Consider the following 16634-nt stretch of genomic DNA (forward strand, 5'->3'; position numbering starts at 1 on the left):
GATCTCCATCCGTCAGGGGGTCTTTTTCCCGGGGGCGGCGGGGCGTGCCTTCTCCACCGCTTCGATGATCGGTGCGAGGTCCAGCCTGCCTCGGTAGCGTACGCCGTTGATGAACAGGGTCGGGGTGCCTCGTACCCCGCTTTCCCGGCCTGATCGCTCGTCGCGCTCGATCCTGGCGGCGCGGGCGGCGATCGGAGCCGACAGGTCGACCTTCAGCTCGGCCGCGTAACGCGCGAGGTCGGCGTCGGTGAGGGCGCGCTGGGCGGCGTAGAGCTTGTCGTGCATCTCCCAGAACCGGCCGTCGCGGCCGGCCGCCTCGGCCACCAGCGCGGCGGCCAGCGCGCGCGGGTGCATGTCGCGGAGCGGGTAGTGGCGGAACACGAACCGCACGTCGGGGCGGCGGCGCCGCAGCTCCTCCAGGATCGGGTGCAGCCGCCCGCAGTAGGGGCACTCGAAGTCGCCGTACTCGACCACGGTGACGGCGGCGTCCGCCGGGCCGCGCACGTGGTCGTCGGGGCCGACCGGCGTGCTGAGCAGCTCCGGCCGCTCCTCCTCCGGCTCGGCGGCGGCGTCCGGAGGGGCGCACACGCCGCCCCGGTTCCACGCCAGTTTGAAGATGATCCAGCCGAGCAGCGCCGAGGCGATCGACCCGGCGAGGATGCCGATCTTGGCCTCGCTGATCAGCAGCGGGTCCTCGAAGGCCAGCTCCACGATGAACAGCGAGACCGTGAACCCGATGCCGGACACCGCCGCGCCGCCCAGCAGCTGGCCCCACACCAGGTTGCCCGGCAGGATGCCCCAGTTGAGCCGGAGCGGCAGCCAGGTGCCGAGGGTGATGCCGAGGAGCTTGCCGGCGAGCAGGCCCAGCGCCACGCCGATGGAGATCGGCGAGGTCATCGCCGCGCTCAGGGTCTCGCTGTCGAGCCGGATGCCGGCGTTGGCCAGCGCGAAGATCGGCACGATCACGTAGCTGCTCCACGGGTGGAGCAGCAGCTGCAGCCGTTCGTTCACGGAGACCGACATGCGCACCAGCCGCGTCGCCTCCACGGCCGCCCGCGGGTTGGGCGCGTAGGTCAGCTCCTGCACGGCCTCGCCGGCCCTGATCAGCTTCCGGTCGCTGGGCGCGTACACGAAAACCAGCACGCCGAGCGCGATGCCGACCAGCGTCGGGTGCACGCCGCTCTCCAGCGTCGCCACCCACAGCGCGAAGCCGAGCACGATGTACGCGGGCGCGCGCCAGATCCGCAGCCACCGCAGCAGCATGATCGCGGCGAGCAGCAGCACCGCGGTGACGAGCGCGGGGACGGACAGGCTCGCCGTGTAGAAGATGGCGATGATCATGATGGCGAGCACGTCGTCCACGATCGCCAGCGTGAGCAGGAAGGCCCGCAGCGGGTCGGGGCAGCGCGCCCCCACCACGGCGAGCAGGCCCAGCACGAACGCGGTGTCGGTGGCGATCGGCACGCCCCAGCCGACGGCGCCGGGCCCGCCCGCGTTGAGCATCAGGTAGATGCCCGCGGGGACGACCAGCCCGCCGAGCGCGGCGAGGGCCGGCACGGCGACCAGCCGGCGGTCGCGCATCTGCCCGAGGCGCATCTCGTAGGAGATCTCCAGGCCGATGACGAAGAAGAAGATCGCCATCAGCCCGTCGTTCACCCAGTGGCGCAGATCGAGGGAGAACGTGGCGTCGCCGAACGTGAGCCCGACTGGAATGTGCCAGAACGCCTCGTAGGTGTCGCCCCACGGCGAGTTGGCCCAGAGCATGGCCACGATCGTGGCGGCGAGCAGCAGCGTGGTGCTGCCTGCCTCGGTCTTGAATATCGCCCGGAGCATCGGCGGCTCACCCCCTGCGCTCGATCTTAAGGTTCCGCAGGGAGTGCACGGGTGACCCTTTCGACTTAGGTAAGCCTAAGCTAATATGCGGACCACGAATCGGTAAAGCCGGAGGAGTCCCCATGCCCACTGTCCCGCGTAGGGGACTCGTCGCCCTCGCCGTCGCCGCTCTGCTGGGAACCGCCGCGTGCGGCGGGACGGGGGCGCCGCCCGCGTCCGCGCCGTCCGCCTCCGCGCAGGAAGCCTGGAGCTGGACGGACGATCGCGGCAAGAAGATCTCCCTGCCGGCGCGGCCGGAGCGGGTGGTGGCCCAGTCCGCCTCCGCGGCGGCATTGTGGGACTTCGGCGTGCGCCCGGTCGCCGTGTTCGGCCCGCACCGGCTCAAGGACGGCGGGCGCGACCCCGAGGTGGGCGAGGTCGACATCGCCGCCGTCGAGTCCATCGGCAACACGTGGGGCGAGTTCAACGTCGAGAAGTTCATCTCGGTCCGGCCCGACCTGCTCGTCTCGGGCATGTACCTGAAGGACTCGCTCTGGTACGTGCCCGAGGAGTCGGCGGACGCCATCGAGCAGGTCGCCCCGACGCTCGGCGTCCTGCTCGGCGGCAAGAAGCTCACCGAGGTCATCGAGCGCTACGCCGGCCTGGCCGCCGCGCTGGGCGCCGACCTGAACGCCGCGCCGGTCGCCGAGGCCAAGTCCCGCTTCGAGGCCGCGAGCGCCCGGCTCAGGGAGTCCGCCGCCGCCAGGCCGGGGCTGAAGGTCATGGTCGTCACGGCCACCCCCGACAACCTGTACGTCGCGTACCTGCCCGACCACCCCGACCTGGCCTACTTCAAGGAGCTGGGCCTCGACGTCGTCTCCCCGGCCAGCCCGACGGAGAGCGAGGGCGGCTTCTGGGAGGTGCTGAGCTGGGAGAACGCCGACAAGTACGAGGCCGACGTGATCCTGGTGGACGCCCGGGCCCAGTCCATGAAGGCCGGCGAGATGGCGAAGAAGCCGACCTGGAGCGAGCTGCCCGCGGTCAAGGCCGGTCAGGTCTACCCGTGGCGTGCCGCCGAACGGTACAGCTACCTGGGGTACGCCAAGGTGATGGAGGAGCTGAAGACCAACTTGGATTCAGCCAAGGACGACGTAGTGGGCTGAAAATCGCATATCTGGGTCTTTTCAGGGTGCCTTGCTCTGGTTAACGTTCCAGCGCGACTTGAATCGGGGGAGTCAGTCCCAACCAGATTCCTTGCGGAGGAGCCGAATGCGCTTCCACCTCCCCAAGGGCGTGGCCCGAGCCGGCACCCTGGCAGTGGCCCTCGCCCTTCCTCTCGCCTTCGTCACCCCGGCACAGGCGGATCCCGATCCGACGGCCTTGGCCAGATCGGTCAAGGCCAAGCCTGTCGTCCGGCACCTGGAGGCGTTCCAGCGGATCGCCGACGCCAACGGGGGCACCCGCGCCTCGGGCACGCCCGGCTACGACGCCTCGCGCGACTACGTGGCGGGCAAGCTGCGCCAGGCGGGTTACAAGGTCACGATCCAGCCGTTCGAGTTCCCGTTCTTCATGCAGAACTCCACGGCCACCATGCAACGGATCTCGCCCGATCCGCGCACGTACACCCCGACCCCGCCGGACGGCAGCGTGGTCGGCGAGTTCGCGACCATGACGTACTCCGGCGCCGGGGACGTGACCGCGACCGTGCAGAACGTGGACCTGCAGATCCCGCCGCCCGCCCAGCCGGGCTCGACCTCCGGCTGCGAGCCGGCGGACTTCGCCGGTTTCACGCCCGGCAACATCGCCCTGATCCAGCGCGGCAGCTGTGACTTCCGCGTCAAGGCGGAGAACGCCCAGGCCGCGGGCGCCGCCGGTGTGATCATCTTCAACGAGGGCCAGGAAGGCCGCACCGCGACCTTGCAGGGCACCCTCGGCGTGCCCACGGTCACGATCCCCGTGGTCGGCACCGGCTTCGAGATCGGCGCCGAACTGGCCGCCACGACCAGCGTGGTGCGCCTGGCCACCGACACCGAGAGCGAGACCCGCACCACCTACAACGTGATCGCCGACTCCCGGAGCGGTAACCCGGGCAACGTCGTCATGTTCGGCGCGCACCTGGACAGCGTCACCGCCGGCCCCGGCATCAACGACAACGGCACCGGCAGCGCGGGCATCCTGGAGACCGCCCTGCTCATGGCCAAGCTGCCGACGGTCAACAAGCTGCGCTTCGCCTGGTGGGGCGCGGAAGAGCTCAACCTGATCGGCTCCGAGTACTACGTGGCGAACCTGCCGGCCGCGGAGCGCGCGAAGATCAAGCTGTACCTGAACTTCGACATGATCGGCTCGCCGAACTACGCGTACAAAATCTACGACGGCGACGACTCCGACGCGACCGGCGCGCCCGCGGGCCCGCCCGGCTCCGACGAGATCGAGGCGACGTTCGAGCGGTACTTCGACGCGCTGCGCCTGCCGCACGGCGGCACCGACTTCGACGGCCGCTCCGACTACGGGCCGTTCATCGAGGCGGGCATCCCGTCCGGCGGCCTGTTCACCGGCGCCGAGGGCGTGAAGACCGAGGAGGAGGCCGCGAAGTACGGCGGCACGGCGGGAGCGGCCTACGACCCGTGCTACCACCGGGCCTGCGACACGATCGCCAACGTCAGCACCGAGGCGCTGCTGGTCAACACGGGCGCCATCGTGCACTCCGCCGTGACCTACGCCTACGACCGCAGCCTGCCGGGCGGCACGACCGTCCGCACGAACGCCGGGGCGCCGCTCCAGCTGCGCGGCGCGCCGTACCACGGGCACAACCACCAGGTCAGCCGGTAACCGTCACCGGCCGACACTCCGGCGGGGGAGCGGCGCACCACGCCGCTCCCCCTCTCACCCCCCACGGAGGACCCCGTGAAGTTACTCCCGGCGCTCTGCGCCGTCGTGCTCGCCGTCCCACTGGCCCTGACCGCGCCCGCCGCGGCGGCGGCCGCCGCTCCCGACATCCCCCTGTCGAACGTGAAGGCCCACCTGAGCCAGTTGCAGTCCATCGCCACCGCCAACGGCGGCAACCGGGCGCACGGCAGGCCCGGCTACCTGGCCTCCGCCAACTACGTCAGGAACCTGCTCAACGCCGCCGGCTACGCCACCACCCTCCAGTCGTTCACCTACAACGGCGCCACCGGCTACAACGTCATCGCCGACTGGCCCGGCGGCGACCTGGACGACGTGCTCATGGTCGGCGCCCACCTCGACAGCGTGACCGCCGGCCCCGGCATCAACGACAACGGCTCGGGCTCGGCCGCCATCCTCGAAGTCGCGCTGGAGGTGGCCCGCCAGGGGCTGCAGCCGAACCGGCACCTGCGCTTCGCCTGGTGGGGCGCCGAGGAGCTGGGGCTGCGCGGCTCCCGCTACTACGTGAACAACCTGCCCGCCGCCGAGCGCGCCAGGATCGGCGGCTACCTGAACTTCGACATGGTCGGCTCGCCCAACGCCGGCTACTTCATCTACGACGGCGACGACTCCGACGGCACCGGGGCGGGACCGGGTCCTGCCGGGTCGGCCGAGCTGGAGCAGGTCCTGCAGAGCTACTTCGCGGGCATCGGCGTGCCCACCCGGGGCACCGACTTCGACGGCCGCTCCGACTACGGGCCGTTCATCAGCGCCGGGATCCCGGCGGGCGGCACGTTCACCGGCGCCGAGGGCATCAAGTCCAGCGCCCAGGCGCAGCTCTGGGGCGGCACCGCCGGGCAGGCGTTCGACCCCTGCTACCACCGCTCCTGCGACACCACCGCGAACATCAGCGACACCGCGCTCGACCGCAACACGGACGCCGTCGCGCACGCCGTCTGGACCCTCGCGACCGCCGAGCAGCCGCAGCCCGTCTGGTCCGACACCTTCGAGACCGCCACCGGCTGGACGGTGAACCCCGGCGGCACCGACACCGCCACCACCGGCGTGTGGGAGCGCGGCGACCCGCAGGCCACCGACTCCAGCGGCCCCAAGCAGCTCGGCGCCACCACGAGCGGCGTCAACGCCCTGGTCACCGGCCCGCTCGCGGGTTCGAGCGCCGGCGCGTACGACATCGACGGCGGCGTGACCACCGTCAGGTCGCCGGCGATCACGCTCCCGACAGGCGGCCAGCTCCGGCTGTCGCTGTCGTGGTACCTGGCCCACGGCAGCAACGCCACCAGCGCCGACTTCTTCCGGGTACGGGTCGTCGGCACGACCACGGCGACCGTGGTGGAGCGGCTCGGCGCGGCCGTCGACCGCGACGCGGCCTGGGCCACCGCCACCGCCGACGTCTCCGCCTTCGCCGGGCAGACCGTGCGCGTCGTCGTCGAGGCGGCCGACGCGGGCACCGCGAGCCTCGTCGAGGCGGCGGTGGACGACGTGGTGATCACCCGGCAGTGAACCGGAGGGCCGGGCGGGACGCACCCCCGCCCGGCCCGTCACCCAGGACGCGGAGGGGACGCGGAGCCGGCCTCGCCGGAGGACTCCAGGGCGTCCAGGCACGCGGCGGCCTCCTCGACGTGGTCCTCGCCGAACACCCGGATGCCGTGGCGCTCCAGCAGGGCCGTGGTCACGCCCCGGCCCGCGGCGCGACGGCCGGTGAACGTCCCGTCGTACACGGCCAGCGTGCCGCACGACGGGCTGCCCTCCTTCAGCACCGCCAGCCGGGCCCCGGCGTCGCGGGCGGCGGCCAGCGCGGCCCGCGCCCCCGCCAGGAACTCGGCCGTCACGTCGGACCCGTCGGCGGCCAGCACCCGGGCCCGCCCGTCCAGCACCGCCGCCCCGCCCGCGCCGCCCTCGATCTCGGCGGCCGGCCGAGGCACGGGCAGCCCGCCCTGCACCTCAGGGCAGAACGCCACCAGCCGCCCCTCGCGCCGCCAGGCCGCCAGCCGCTCGTCGGAGCTGGTCTTGGCGCCGCCGTCGTAGCGGACCCGGCGGCCCATCAGGCACGCGCTGACGAGGATCCTCTCCATACCTCCGATCCTAGGCAGCGGGCCGAGGGCGCCGGACGGGATCGGGAACCGGCCCGGGCGGGCGATAACCTGTGCTGCGATGAACACCACCGTTGCCACGATCGTCATCGTCGGCGCCCTGCTGCTGGCGCTGGCGAGCCTGATCACCGCCATCCGCGACCGGCCCATGGGCGTGATCCTGCTGGCCGGGTTCGTCCTGCTCGAAGTGGCGGTCCTGGTGCAGGCGGGGTTCGTGATCGCCGCGCTGGCCGGCGGCGAGGGGCCGTCCGGCGAGGCGGTCACGATCTACGGTTACCTGATCGCCGAGGCGCTCATCCCGCCCGCCGGGGTGTTCCTCGGGCTCGCCGAGCGCAGCCGCTGGGGTCCGGCCATCCTGGTCGTGGCCGGGTTCGCGATCGCGGTGATGACCGGGCGGCTGCTGCAGATCTGGCAGGGCGTGGCGTGACCACCACCGGCATCGGCTCCGGCCCCGGCCGGGCGCTGCTCGCCCTCTACGGGCTGTTCGCGCTGGCCGCCGGAGCCAGGGCCGCCGTGCAGATCGCCACCAGGTTCGGCGAGGCGCCGCTCGCCTACTCGCTGTCGGCCTTCGCCGCGCTGGTCTACCTGCTGCTCACCGTCGCGCTCGCGCGGGGCGCGAGGCGGCTCGCGCTGGCGGCGCTCCTCATCGAGCTGGCCGGGGTGCTCGTCATCGGCACCGTGAGTCTGCTCGACCCGGCCGCCTTCCCCGACGAGACCGTCTGGTCGGGCTACGGCAGGGGCTACCTGTACATTCCGCTCGTGCTGCCGCTCGTGGGCCTCTACTGGCTGTGGCGCCGACGTTAGGCGCGCGCGTGCCCGGGCAGCAACGAGTCCCATGAGTACGATCGAGCACGCCGTAGAGGTCAACGTTCCGATCAGGGTCGCGTACGACCAGTGGACCCAGTTCGAGAGCTTCCCCGAGTTCATGGAGGGCGTGGAGTCCATCAAGCAGGTCACGGACACGCGTACCCACTGGATCACCGAGATCGCCGGCGTCAAGCGGGAGTTCGACGCCGAGATCACCGAGCAGCACCCCGACGAGCGCGTCGCCTGGCGGTCGGTCGAGAGGCCGCACCAGGCCGGCGTCGTCACCTTCCACCGGCTCGGCCCGGAGACCGCGAGGGTCCAGCTCCAGATGGAGTACGACCCCGAGGGGTTCGTGGAGAAGGCCGGCGACTGGCTCAACATCGTCCAGGCGCGCGTCAAGGGCGACATGCAGCGCTTCAAGGAGTACATCGAGGGGCGCGGCGGCGAGACCGGCGCGTGGCGGGGCGACGTCCCCGGCCCGCACCAGCACGGCTCCGCGCTCGGCGGCGGCGACCGCCCGGTCCCGCCCGGCACGGTCGGCGGCGACACCGGCTTCCCCCAGGACCCCGGCACGCTCCCGCCTCCCGGCCCCGTCCCCCCGCGCAACGAGCCGCCCCAGGGCCCCCGGCCGGTTCTGTAACGTCCCCGTTCCCTCGCAAGCCCCCGATGTTTCGGGGGCTTTGCCATGCCCGTGGAATAGATGTCTCATTTGTAACTGTTATCCTGTCGATTCATCCCATGACTTGATGAGTGGAGGATTCCGTCCGGCATGAGCGTGCTCACTCAGGAGGCCCGGCCCAGAACCGGCCCTCTCGCCTGGCTCCTCGTGCTGGGGATCGTCCTGGCCGCGCTGAACCTGCGCACCGCCGTCACCAGTGTCGGCCCGCTGCTCGACCAGCTCGCCGCCGCGCTCGGCATGTCCAGCGTCGGCACCGGCCTGCTCACCACGCTGCCGGTGCTGGCCTTCGCCACCGTCGGCGCGGTCACGCCCACGCTGGCCCGCCGCGTCGGCGAGCACAGGCTGCTCCTGCTCGCCCTGGTCACGCTGGGCACGGGCATGCTGGTGCGGGTCCTGGTCGACTCCGCGCCGGTGTTCCTGGCCAGCAGCGCCGTCGCCCTGTCGGGCGGGGCCGTCGGCAACGTGCTCATCCCGACGCTGATCAAGCGACACTTCCCGGCCCGTACCGGGGTCATGACCACCGTCTACACCACCTCGCTGGCCGTCGGCACCATGCTCGCCGCCGCGGCCACCGTGCCGATCGAGCAGGCCTCGGGCGACTGGCACGTGGCGCTGGGGGTGTGGGCGGCGCTGGCCGCGGTCTCCGCCATCCCGTGGCTCGCGCTCCTGCGCAGTGAGCCTGAGCGGGGCGACGGCCGGCCGGGTGGCGGCCTGCGCCGGATGGCGCGGAGCAGGCTGGCGTGGGCGATCGCCGTCTACTTCGGCACCCAGTCGATGATCGCGTACATCATGTTCGGCTGGCTCGCCACCATCCTCACCGACGGCGGTTACACGGTGAGCCAGGCGGGCGTGATCCTCGGCGTCTTCACCGCGCTGAACATCCCCGTCTCGCTCCTCGTCCCCCTCGTCGCCGCCCGCTTCCGCGACCAGCGGCCGGTGGTGGTCGGCCTGGTGGTCGCGTACACGGCCGGCTTCCTCGGGCTGTGGCTGGCGCCCGCCTCCACCGCGCCGGTGTGGGTGGTGCTGGTGGCGGCCGGCATGGGCTCGTTCCCGCTGGCGCTCACCATGCTCGCCGTGCGCACCCGCACGCCGGAGACCACGGCGTCGCTGTCGGCGTTCGGGCAGAGTGCCGGCTACCTCATCGCCGGCGCCGGCCCGCTGCTCGTCGGCGTGCTGCGCGAGGTGGGCGGCGGGTGGACGCTCCCGTACCTGCTGATCTTCGCCGTGCTGGTCGCGCAGCTGTTCACGGGCCTGTACGCGGGCCGTGACCGGTACGTGGAGGACGAGCGGCGGGTGTCTCTGCCAGGATGACGTCCGTGAATTCGACAGTCGTCACCTTTCCCTACGGTCATGTCAGTGGCCGTTCCACGATCGTCGAGGCCGTGCCGGTGGGGGAGCGGCACGGCCTCGTCGTCACCGAGACCCCGTTCCACCCCCTCGACCACACCTGGCCGGACCAGCCCGCCGACCGGGGCACCATCGGCGGGCTGCCGGTGCTCGACTGCGTGACCGGCGCCCGCCCGGCCGGGGGCGACATCGTCCTGGGCGGCGACATCCCGGTACGGCGCGGCGCCGACGGCTGGGACTGGCTGGTCGTGCACGTCACCGAGACCCCGCTGGACGTGGGCGCCGAGGTCGGCCTGGAGGTCGACGCGGCGCACCGGGCCGCGCTCTCGGCCGGGCACACCGCCTGCCATCTCGCCGCGCTCGCCCTCAACGCCGCCCTGGCCGGCCGCTGGCGCAAGGAGCCCGCGCGCGACCGGCTCGGCAACCCCGACTTCGACCAGAGCGCCATCACCACCTCGCGGATCTCCCCGTACGGGAGCGTCGACGAGTACCGGCTGGGCAAGTCGCTGCGCAAGAAGGGGTTCACCGCCGAAGGGCTGGACCCCGAGGAGACGGCGCGCGAGGTCGCCGCCCGGCTGAAGGCGTGGGTGGCGGCCGACGCGCCGGTCCGGATCGACGTGCCGGGCCCCGGGCTCACCGCCCGCCGCACCTGGCACTGCGCCCTGCCCGGCGGCGAGGCGTCGATCCCGTGCGGCGGCACCCACGTGCGGAGCACGGGAGAGCTGGGCGAGGTCACGGTCACGCTGGAGACCGGCGAGCAGTCGCTCACCATGCGCACCACCGTCACCTCGCCCTGACACATGACACGGGCGGCCCCGGATTCGGATACACTTGGCGACGCATCCGCAAGGGGCTATGGCGCAGTTGGTAGCGCGCTTCCATGGCATGGAAGAGGTCTGGGGTTCGAATCCCCATAGCTCCACCCCTGTCGGGCAGCCGATCCCCCCGGAGGCCGTCCTCGTGGAGCTCATCCCCGTCGATTTCGAAGCGTTCGACAAGCGCATCGCGGCCGTCCGCGGCGACAGAAACCTCGAACGCCTCCACCGCGGGACCCGCTGGGCGGAAGGGCCGGTCTACTTCCCGGCGGGCCGCTTCCTGGTGTGGAGCGACATCCCCAACGACCGGATGCTCCGCTGGGACGAGCAGACCGGCGCCGTCGGCCCGTTCCGTCAGCCGTCCGGCTACGTCAACGGCAACACCCTCGACCGTGAGGGCCGGCTCATCTCCTGCGAGCACGGCGCGCGCCGGGTGACCAGGACCGAGCACGACGGCTCGGTCACCACCCTGGCCGACAGCTGGCGGGGCAGGCGGCTCAACAGCCCCAACGACGTCGTGGTCCGCTCCGACGGGTCGATCTGGTTCACCGACCCGCCGTACGGCATCCTGGGCGACTACGAGGGACACCGGGCCGAGCAGGAGATCGACGGCTGCCACGTCTACCGCATCGACCCGGGCACCGGCGCGACCGAGATGGTCGCCGGCGACTTCGCCAGGCCCAACGGCCTGGCCTTCGACCTCGACGAGAGCAGGCTCTTCGTCGCCGACACCCAGGAGCGCCACCTGCGGGTCTTCGACGTGCGCGACGACGGCACGCTCACCGGCGGCCGGGTGTTCGCCGCGCACGACGGCAAGGAGGGCTTCGACGGCCTGCGCCTGGACGACGGCGGCCGCGTGTGGGCCGCCGTCGGATCCTCGGTGCACTGCTACGACCCGGACGGCACGCTCCTCGGCAGGCTCAACCTGCCGGAGAGCGTCTCCAACCTGGTCTTCGGCGGGCCCAAGCGCAACCGGGTCTTCATCACCGCGACCACGTCGCTGTACTCGGTCATGCTCAACATCCGCGGCGCCCGCCCGGTCTGGGCCTGACCCGTCACTTGAAGGCCCAGGCGAAGAGGTGCAGCTCGCCGTCCTCCGCCGGGGCGAAGGTCAGGCTGGCCACCTTCTTGGCCGGGTCCAGCGCGATCGGCTGAGCCGCGAACACGTGCGCGCCGATGGGCTGGAACGCCCATGAGCCCCAGAAGAGCCTGAGCGGCGTGCTGGCCACGGGCTCGTTGCCGAACGCCGGCGGCTCGCCGCCGAAGTCCAGGATCCATTCGCTGAGGCCGAGCTTGCCGGTGCTCGTCGAGCCGTCGGTGTAGGTGACCGTCACCTTCGACTCGGGCCAGCCGTTCACGCCCGACCCGAGGAACGCCAGCTCACTCGCCCCGTCGGGCGCCGCCACCTCGATCGGCGCGGTGCCCGGTCGCAGGTTGTCCCACTCGCCGGGCTTGCGGTCGGGCCAGGTGAAGTCGAAGCCCTTCCAGGAGACGGTGCCGCCCGGCTCGACGCCCTCGTCGGCCAGGGCCTGCGCCGAGTAGCTGAACCCGGGCCCGTCGATGTTGGCCTCGTCGGGCACCGCGGCGTCGCCGATGCCGGCGTTGTTGTGGTGCCACGCCAGCGTGCCGCGCTCGGCCACGTTCAGCCGCACGCCGCCGGTCGCCTCGCCCGCGACGATCGGCACGGTGTGGAAGCCGAGCGCCACGCCGGGGTCCACGGTGATGCTGATCTTGCGGGTCGTGGCGCGCCCGGCCGGCACGAGCAGGCGTCCGCTCGACGGCGTCACCGTGATCCCCGGCGGCGGCGTGGCCTGCCACGCGACCGTGGCCGTCCGCTCCATGGACCGGATCGTGAGGTCGGCCTCGAAGGTCCCGCCGGGCGCCACCGGCCCGCTTCCCGGGTTGAGCCCCAGCAGGTACGGCTCGGTGCCCTCGCCGAACGACGGCGGCGCGTCCGCCGGGCGGGCCCCGAAGGCGAGGTTCGGGGAACTGCCCACCGTGAAGTCCAGCCGCCCGCCCCGCGTGGCGAACGTCTCCGGCAGCCACGCCTGCGACACCGGGGCGCCGTTCACGCGCAGCGCCCGGACGTAGCCGCCCGCGGCGCCGGGCGCGTTGACCTGGATGTCGCCGCCGGGCCTGTCGATCGTGATCCGGTCGAACAGCGGCGTGTTCACCAGCAGCTCGGCCCGGCCGGGAACGGCCGGGAACAGGCCCATGGCCGACCACACGTACCAGGCGCCCATCGTGCCCAGGTCGTCGTTGCCGACGAGCCCGTCGGGGCCGGGGCCGAACAGCTCCTTCTGCGTCTTCCGGACGACCTCCTGCGTCCTGTACGGCCGGCCCGCCCACGCGTACAGCCACGGCGACTGCAGCGCGACCTCGTTGCCGAGGTAGGCGTACGGCCGGTGCGGGCCGGCGTTCAGCTCCTTGAAGTAGTCGTCCAGCCTGTTCACCGCTTCCTGGGCGCCGCCCATCGCGGTGATCAGCCCCTGCGGGTTGTGCGGCACCATCCAGTGGTACTGCGCCCCGTTGCCCTCCATGTAGACGTCAGCGGCGGCCGGGTCGAACGGCGACTTGAACGCGCCGTCCCCCATCTTGGGCTGGACCCAGCCGTTGGCCGGGTTGAACAGGTGCTGCCACGCCTGCGCGCGCTTCATGAACTCCGCCCGCGTGCCCTGGTCGCCGAGCCGGGAGGCCAGCTGGGCGATGCCGAAGTCGGCCACGCCGTACTCCAGCGTCGCGGACGGGTCCGACGGCACGTACCCCTTGTCCATATACGCGGCGTTGCCCGGCCGCTCGTCGTAGTCCAGCAGCGGGTGACCGATGTCCATGGGGCCGCTGCGCCGGGCGGCCTCGGCCATGGCCTTGAGGGCTGCGGCGGCCTCGAAGTCGCGCGCGCCGAAGGCGTGCACCGTGGAGAGGATCACGTGGAACGGGTCGCCCACCATGACGCCGGTGACCGCGTTCTGGTGCGACCAGCGGTCCCATACGTTGCCGAGCGCCTGGGCGTTGACGTACATCGACTGCGCGATGTCGCTCGCCACGTCCGGCGCGAGCAGGGCCAGCAGCTGGACCTGGCTGCGGTAGACGTCCCAGCCGGAGAAGGTCGCGTAGTGGTGGTGGCCCGGCTTCACCCGGTGGATCTCGTAGTCGGAGCCGACGTAGGTGCCGTCGGCGTCGTCGAACACGTACGGCTGGAGCAGCGCGTGGTAGAGGCTGCTGTAGAAGGTGCGCCGCTGGGCGTCGGTGCCGCCCTCGATCCGCACCTGGCCGAGACGGGCGTTCCAGACGGCCTCCGCCTCGCTCGCCACCTGCTCCAGGTTCTTGGCGCCGATCTCCGTCCGCAGGTTGTTCCTGGCGCCCTCGACGCTCACGTACGACAGGCCCACCCGCATCTGCACCGGCGTGGCGGGGTCGAACTCGAGGTACGCGCCGGACCCCGGCCCGTTCACCACCACGTCGTCGGAGGTGACGACATGACCCTTCACCTTGCCTTCGGAGGCGTTGGCGACGACCCGCGCGCCGGGCAGCACCTGGTCGTCCTTCCAGGTGCCGAAGCCGGTGACCGGCCGGTCGAAGGTGGCGTGGAAGTAGACCTTGTAGCGCGTCGGGGGGCCGCAGAACCCGCCGGTCAGCACCCAGCCCTCGACGGTGTTCCCGCTGATCCGGGTCTCGCCGTCGTCCACGCCGTTGATCGAGCCGCTGGTGTTCAGCAGCAGCGTGGCCGGCTTGCCCTCGGGGAAGGTGAAGCGGCCGACGCCCGCCCGCGTGCTGACCGACAGCTCGGTCTTGACGCCGGTGTCCAGGGTGACGCCGTAGAAGCCGGGCGAGGCCTTCTCGGCGGTGTGCTGGAAGGTCTGGACGTAGTCCATTCCGTGCGTCGCGGGGGAGCGGCCGATGCGGCCGGAGAAGGGCATCACGGGGAAGTCCTGGGCGCCGGTGCAGCCCGGCCCGGAGATGTGGGTCATGGAGAAGCCGCGCAGGCGGTCGTCCTCCCAGCGGTAACCGCCGCCGGCGTCCTCCACCGTGTCGGGGCTCCACTGCATCATCCCGAACGGCAGCACGGCGCCGGGGAAGGTCATCCCCCCGCCGCCGCCGTGCCCGAAGTCGGCCGCCGCCTCCTTCGTACCGTGGAAGACGTTGACCAGCGAGGCCGGGTCGCGCACGGCGGCGGATCCCGGATCGGGGGTCGTGACGGCCCCGGCGGGGAACACCGCCGTGGCCAGCAACGTGGTGACAATCGGTAACGACCACAAGGACATGTCGCACACCTTTCGAGGGTGAGATCGAATCATCGAAACCCGCGCCCACACCCCGGTCAACGAGCGAAAACGGCGCGCACAAGTTGCCATCCGCGCAGGCGTGAATAGGGGTTGGCCGGCACCCCGGCCGTTGACACATTCGATGGGTGCCACGGGTCCACGGACCCGTGAGAGACCGTCGAGCACAGGGGATCAGGGATGACCGTCTTGCCCACGCTGCCGGACGAGCTGCCGGACGAGCTGCCGGTGAGCCGCGCGCCGGCCGACCGCGGGGCGGAGCCCGCCGCCGACCCACGCGCCCCTTCGGTCAGGCTGGCCCGGCTGCTGGACCCGGGCACGCCCGTCGCGCTGCACGCGGACGACGACAGCGGCGTGACCGCGGTGCGGGGCCGGGTGGACGGGCGGCCCGTCATCGCCTTCTGCACCGACGCCAGGAGGATGGGCGGCGCGCTCGGCGCGGCCGGGGCCCGGCACATCGTGGCCGCCACCGACGCCGCCGTGGCGGAGGGCTGCCCGGTGATCGGCCTGTGGCACTCCGGAGGCGCCAGGCTCGCCGACGGCGTCGAGTCCATGGACGGCGTGGGCCGCATGTTCGCCGCGATGACCAGGGCCTCCGGCGTGGTGCCGCAGATCTCGGTCGTCCTCGGCCCGGCCGCGGGGGCCGCCGCCTACGGTCCTGCCCTGACCGACGTCATTGTCATGACCGGCTCCGGGCGCGTCTTCGTGACCGGCCCCGACATCGTGCGGAGCGTCACCGGCGAGAAGATCGACATGGCGGCGCTCGGCGGCCCCGACGCGCACGGCCCGAGGTCGGGCGTGGTGCACGTGCAGGCCGCCGACGAGGACGACGCCTGCTTCCGCGCCCGCCGCCTCGCCGGGCTGCTCCGCGGCGGGCAGGGCCGGTTCGAGCTGGCCCCGCTGCGCGAGCCGAGGGACCTGCGCGCGCTGCTACCCGAGTCGCCGCGGCGCGCCTACGACGTGCGGCCGCTGGTGCGCGCCCTCGTGGACGGTGACGCGCGCGGGCCGGTCTTCGAGGAGCTGCAGCCCCGCTGGGCGGCCAACGTCCTGGTCGGCCTCGGCCGGCTCGGCGGCCGTCCGATCGGCGTCCTGGCCAACAACCCGATCCGCAAGGGCGGCTGCCTGGACTCGCTGTCGGCGGAGAAGAGCGCGCGGTTCGTGCGCATGTGCGACTCCCTGGGAGTTCCCCTGGTCGTGCTGGTCGACGTCCCCGGCTTCCTGCCCGGGGTGGACCAGGAATGGGGCGGCGTCGTCCGGCGGGGCGCCAAGCTCCTGCACGCCTTCGCCGAGTCCGTGGTGCCGCGCGTCACGCTGATCACCCGCAAGGCCTACGGCGGGGCCTACATCGCGATGAACTCCCGCTCGCTCGGCGCCACCGCGACCTTCGCCTGGCCGGACGCCGAGGTGGCGGTCATGGGCGCGGAGAGCGCCGTACGCGTCCTGCACCGCAAGACCCTGGCCGCCGCCCCCGACGACGAGCGCGAGGAGCTGAGCGCCCGGCTGGCCGAGGAGCAGCGCCGGACCGCCGGCGGGGTGGCCCGCGCGATCGCGCTCGGCGTGGTCGACGAGGTGATCGCGCCGGAGACGACCCGGCTCAGGCTGGCCCAGGCGCTGGACCGGGCGCCCCGGGCGCGCGGACGCCACTCCAGCATCCCGCTGTGAACACCTCTCACCAAGAGGAGGCACCATGAAGGAGATCAGAGCCGTCCTGGTCGGCGGACCGGAGGCGGTTCCGGCCGAGCGGCGGGTGCAGCGCGTGAGCCCCGGCACCGAGGTGTTCAAGCTCCCGCACGGCGCCGGGTACGAGCACTTCAGGCGCGGCGGCGAGAGCGCCACCGTCGACGGCGAGCGCGCCGTCGTCTTCGAGTGGGTCATGCGCACGGCCGTCGCCGAGTGAGAT

The 16634-nt window shown here is 72.4% G+C and carries 14 protein-coding genes and 1 tRNA gene; 12 read left to right on the forward strand and 3 right to left on the reverse strand.

All coding sequences use genetic code 11. From position 1 onward, the window contains the following. Nucleotides 1–12 precede the first annotated feature (12 nt). The gene (nhaA, locus tag ACZ6YG_RS00170) at nucleotides 13–1833 is read right to left on the reverse strand and encodes a Na+/H+ antiporter NhaA (protein WP_148029992.1); all 1821 of its coding nucleotides are present in this window, start codon (nucleotides 1831–1833) and stop codon (nucleotides 13–15) included. Nucleotides 1834–1955: 122 nt separating this feature from the next. On the opposite strand from nhaA, the gene ACZ6YG_RS00175 reads away from it, so the two are divergent. The 3 genes from ACZ6YG_RS00175 (at nucleotide 1956) to ACZ6YG_RS00185 (ending at nucleotide 6216) form a co-directional block, all read left to right on the forward strand. Then, entirely contained in the window at nucleotides 1956–2975 is a 1020-nt protein-coding gene (locus tag ACZ6YG_RS00175) for an ABC transporter substrate-binding protein (protein ID WP_466016773.1), read from the forward strand. A 106-nt stretch (nucleotides 2976–3081) separates the two neighbouring features. Continuing rightward, on the forward strand, nucleotides 3082–4641 hold the full coding sequence (locus tag ACZ6YG_RS00180) for a M28 family metallopeptidase (RefSeq protein ID WP_466016774.1): 1560 nt from the start codon (nucleotides 3082–3084) through the stop codon (nucleotides 4639–4641). A gap of 75 nt (nucleotides 4642–4716) precedes the next feature. Next, a complete protein-coding gene (locus tag ACZ6YG_RS00185) occupies nucleotides 4717–6216 on the forward strand; it encodes a M28 family metallopeptidase (RefSeq protein ID WP_148029995.1) in 1500 nt (499 codons plus the stop codon). A gap of 38 nt (nucleotides 6217–6254) precedes the next feature. Here ACZ6YG_RS00185 and ACZ6YG_RS00190 read toward each other — a convergent pair whose 3' ends face one another. Then, on the reverse strand, nucleotides 6255–6788 hold the full coding sequence (locus ACZ6YG_RS00190; protein ID WP_466016775.1) for a 2-thiouracil desulfurase family protein: 534 nt from the start codon (nucleotides 6786–6788) through the stop codon (nucleotides 6255–6257). Between the two features lie 79 nt (nucleotides 6789–6867). On the opposite strand from ACZ6YG_RS00190, the gene ACZ6YG_RS00195 reads away from it, so the two are divergent. From ACZ6YG_RS00195 to ACZ6YG_RS00225, 7 genes are all read left to right on the forward strand, one after another. Then, nucleotides 6868–7233 (forward strand): hypothetical protein, encoded by a 366-nt coding sequence (locus tag ACZ6YG_RS00195; RefSeq protein WP_148029997.1) that lies wholly within the window; start codon nucleotides 6868–6870, stop codon nucleotides 7231–7233. Next, nucleotides 7230–7610: a hypothetical protein gene (locus tag ACZ6YG_RS00200; RefSeq protein ID WP_148029998.1), complete on the forward strand. Its 381-nt coding sequence runs from the start codon at nucleotides 7230–7232 to the stop codon at nucleotides 7608–7610. The genes ACZ6YG_RS00195 and ACZ6YG_RS00200 overlap by 4 nt, the downstream gene beginning before the upstream one ends. Nucleotides 7611–7641: 31 nt before the next feature. Then, nucleotides 7642–8253 carry an SRPBCC family protein gene (locus tag ACZ6YG_RS00205; RefSeq protein WP_148029999.1) on the forward strand — a complete coding sequence of 204 codons (612 nt, stop codon included), beginning with the start codon at nucleotides 7642–7644 and terminating at the stop codon, nucleotides 8251–8253. Between the two features lie 129 nt (nucleotides 8254–8382). Then, on the forward strand, nucleotides 8383–9603 hold the full coding sequence (locus ACZ6YG_RS00210) for a CynX/NimT family MFS transporter (protein ID WP_271278535.1): 1221 nt from the start codon (nucleotides 8383–8385) through the stop codon (nucleotides 9601–9603). Between the two features lie 5 nt (nucleotides 9604–9608). Further along, nucleotides 9609–10436 (forward strand): alanyl-tRNA editing protein, encoded by an 828-nt coding sequence (locus tag ACZ6YG_RS00215; RefSeq protein WP_222708850.1) that lies wholly within the window; start codon nucleotides 9609–9611, stop codon nucleotides 10434–10436. A gap of 52 nt (nucleotides 10437–10488) precedes the next feature. Further along, nucleotides 10489–10561, forward strand: a tRNA-Ala gene (locus tag ACZ6YG_RS00220). A 38-nt stretch (nucleotides 10562–10599) separates the two neighbouring features. Further along, entirely contained in the window at nucleotides 10600–11505 is a 906-nt protein-coding gene (locus ACZ6YG_RS00225; RefSeq protein ID WP_219548621.1) for an SMP-30/gluconolactonase/LRE family protein, read from the forward strand. 4 nt (nucleotides 11506–11509) lie between these two features. Here the strand turns inward: ACZ6YG_RS00225 and ACZ6YG_RS00230 are convergent, their stop codons facing one another. Then, nucleotides 11510–14716: a GH92 family glycosyl hydrolase gene (locus ACZ6YG_RS00230; protein WP_466016776.1), complete on the reverse strand. Its 3207-nt coding sequence runs from the start codon at nucleotides 14714–14716 to the stop codon at nucleotides 11510–11512. Nucleotides 14717–14914: 198 nt separating this feature from the next. Here ACZ6YG_RS00230 and ACZ6YG_RS00235 point away from each other — a divergent pair, with 198 nt between their 5' ends. Both ACZ6YG_RS00235 and ACZ6YG_RS00240 read left to right on the forward strand, forming a co-directional pair. Beyond that, nucleotides 14915–16396, forward strand: coding sequence for an acyl-CoA carboxylase subunit beta (locus tag ACZ6YG_RS00235; RefSeq protein WP_466016777.1), 1482 nt, complete (start codon nucleotides 14915–14917; stop codon nucleotides 16394–16396). Nucleotides 16397–16421: 25 nt separating this feature from the next. Further along, a complete protein-coding gene (locus tag ACZ6YG_RS00240; RefSeq protein ID WP_148030005.1) occupies nucleotides 16422–16631 on the forward strand; it encodes a DUF5988 family protein in 210 nt (69 codons plus the stop codon). Nucleotides 16632–16634: the final 3 nt, after the last annotated feature.

The sequence above is a fragment of the Nonomuraea sp. NPDC054003 genome (genome assembly GCF_055585125.1).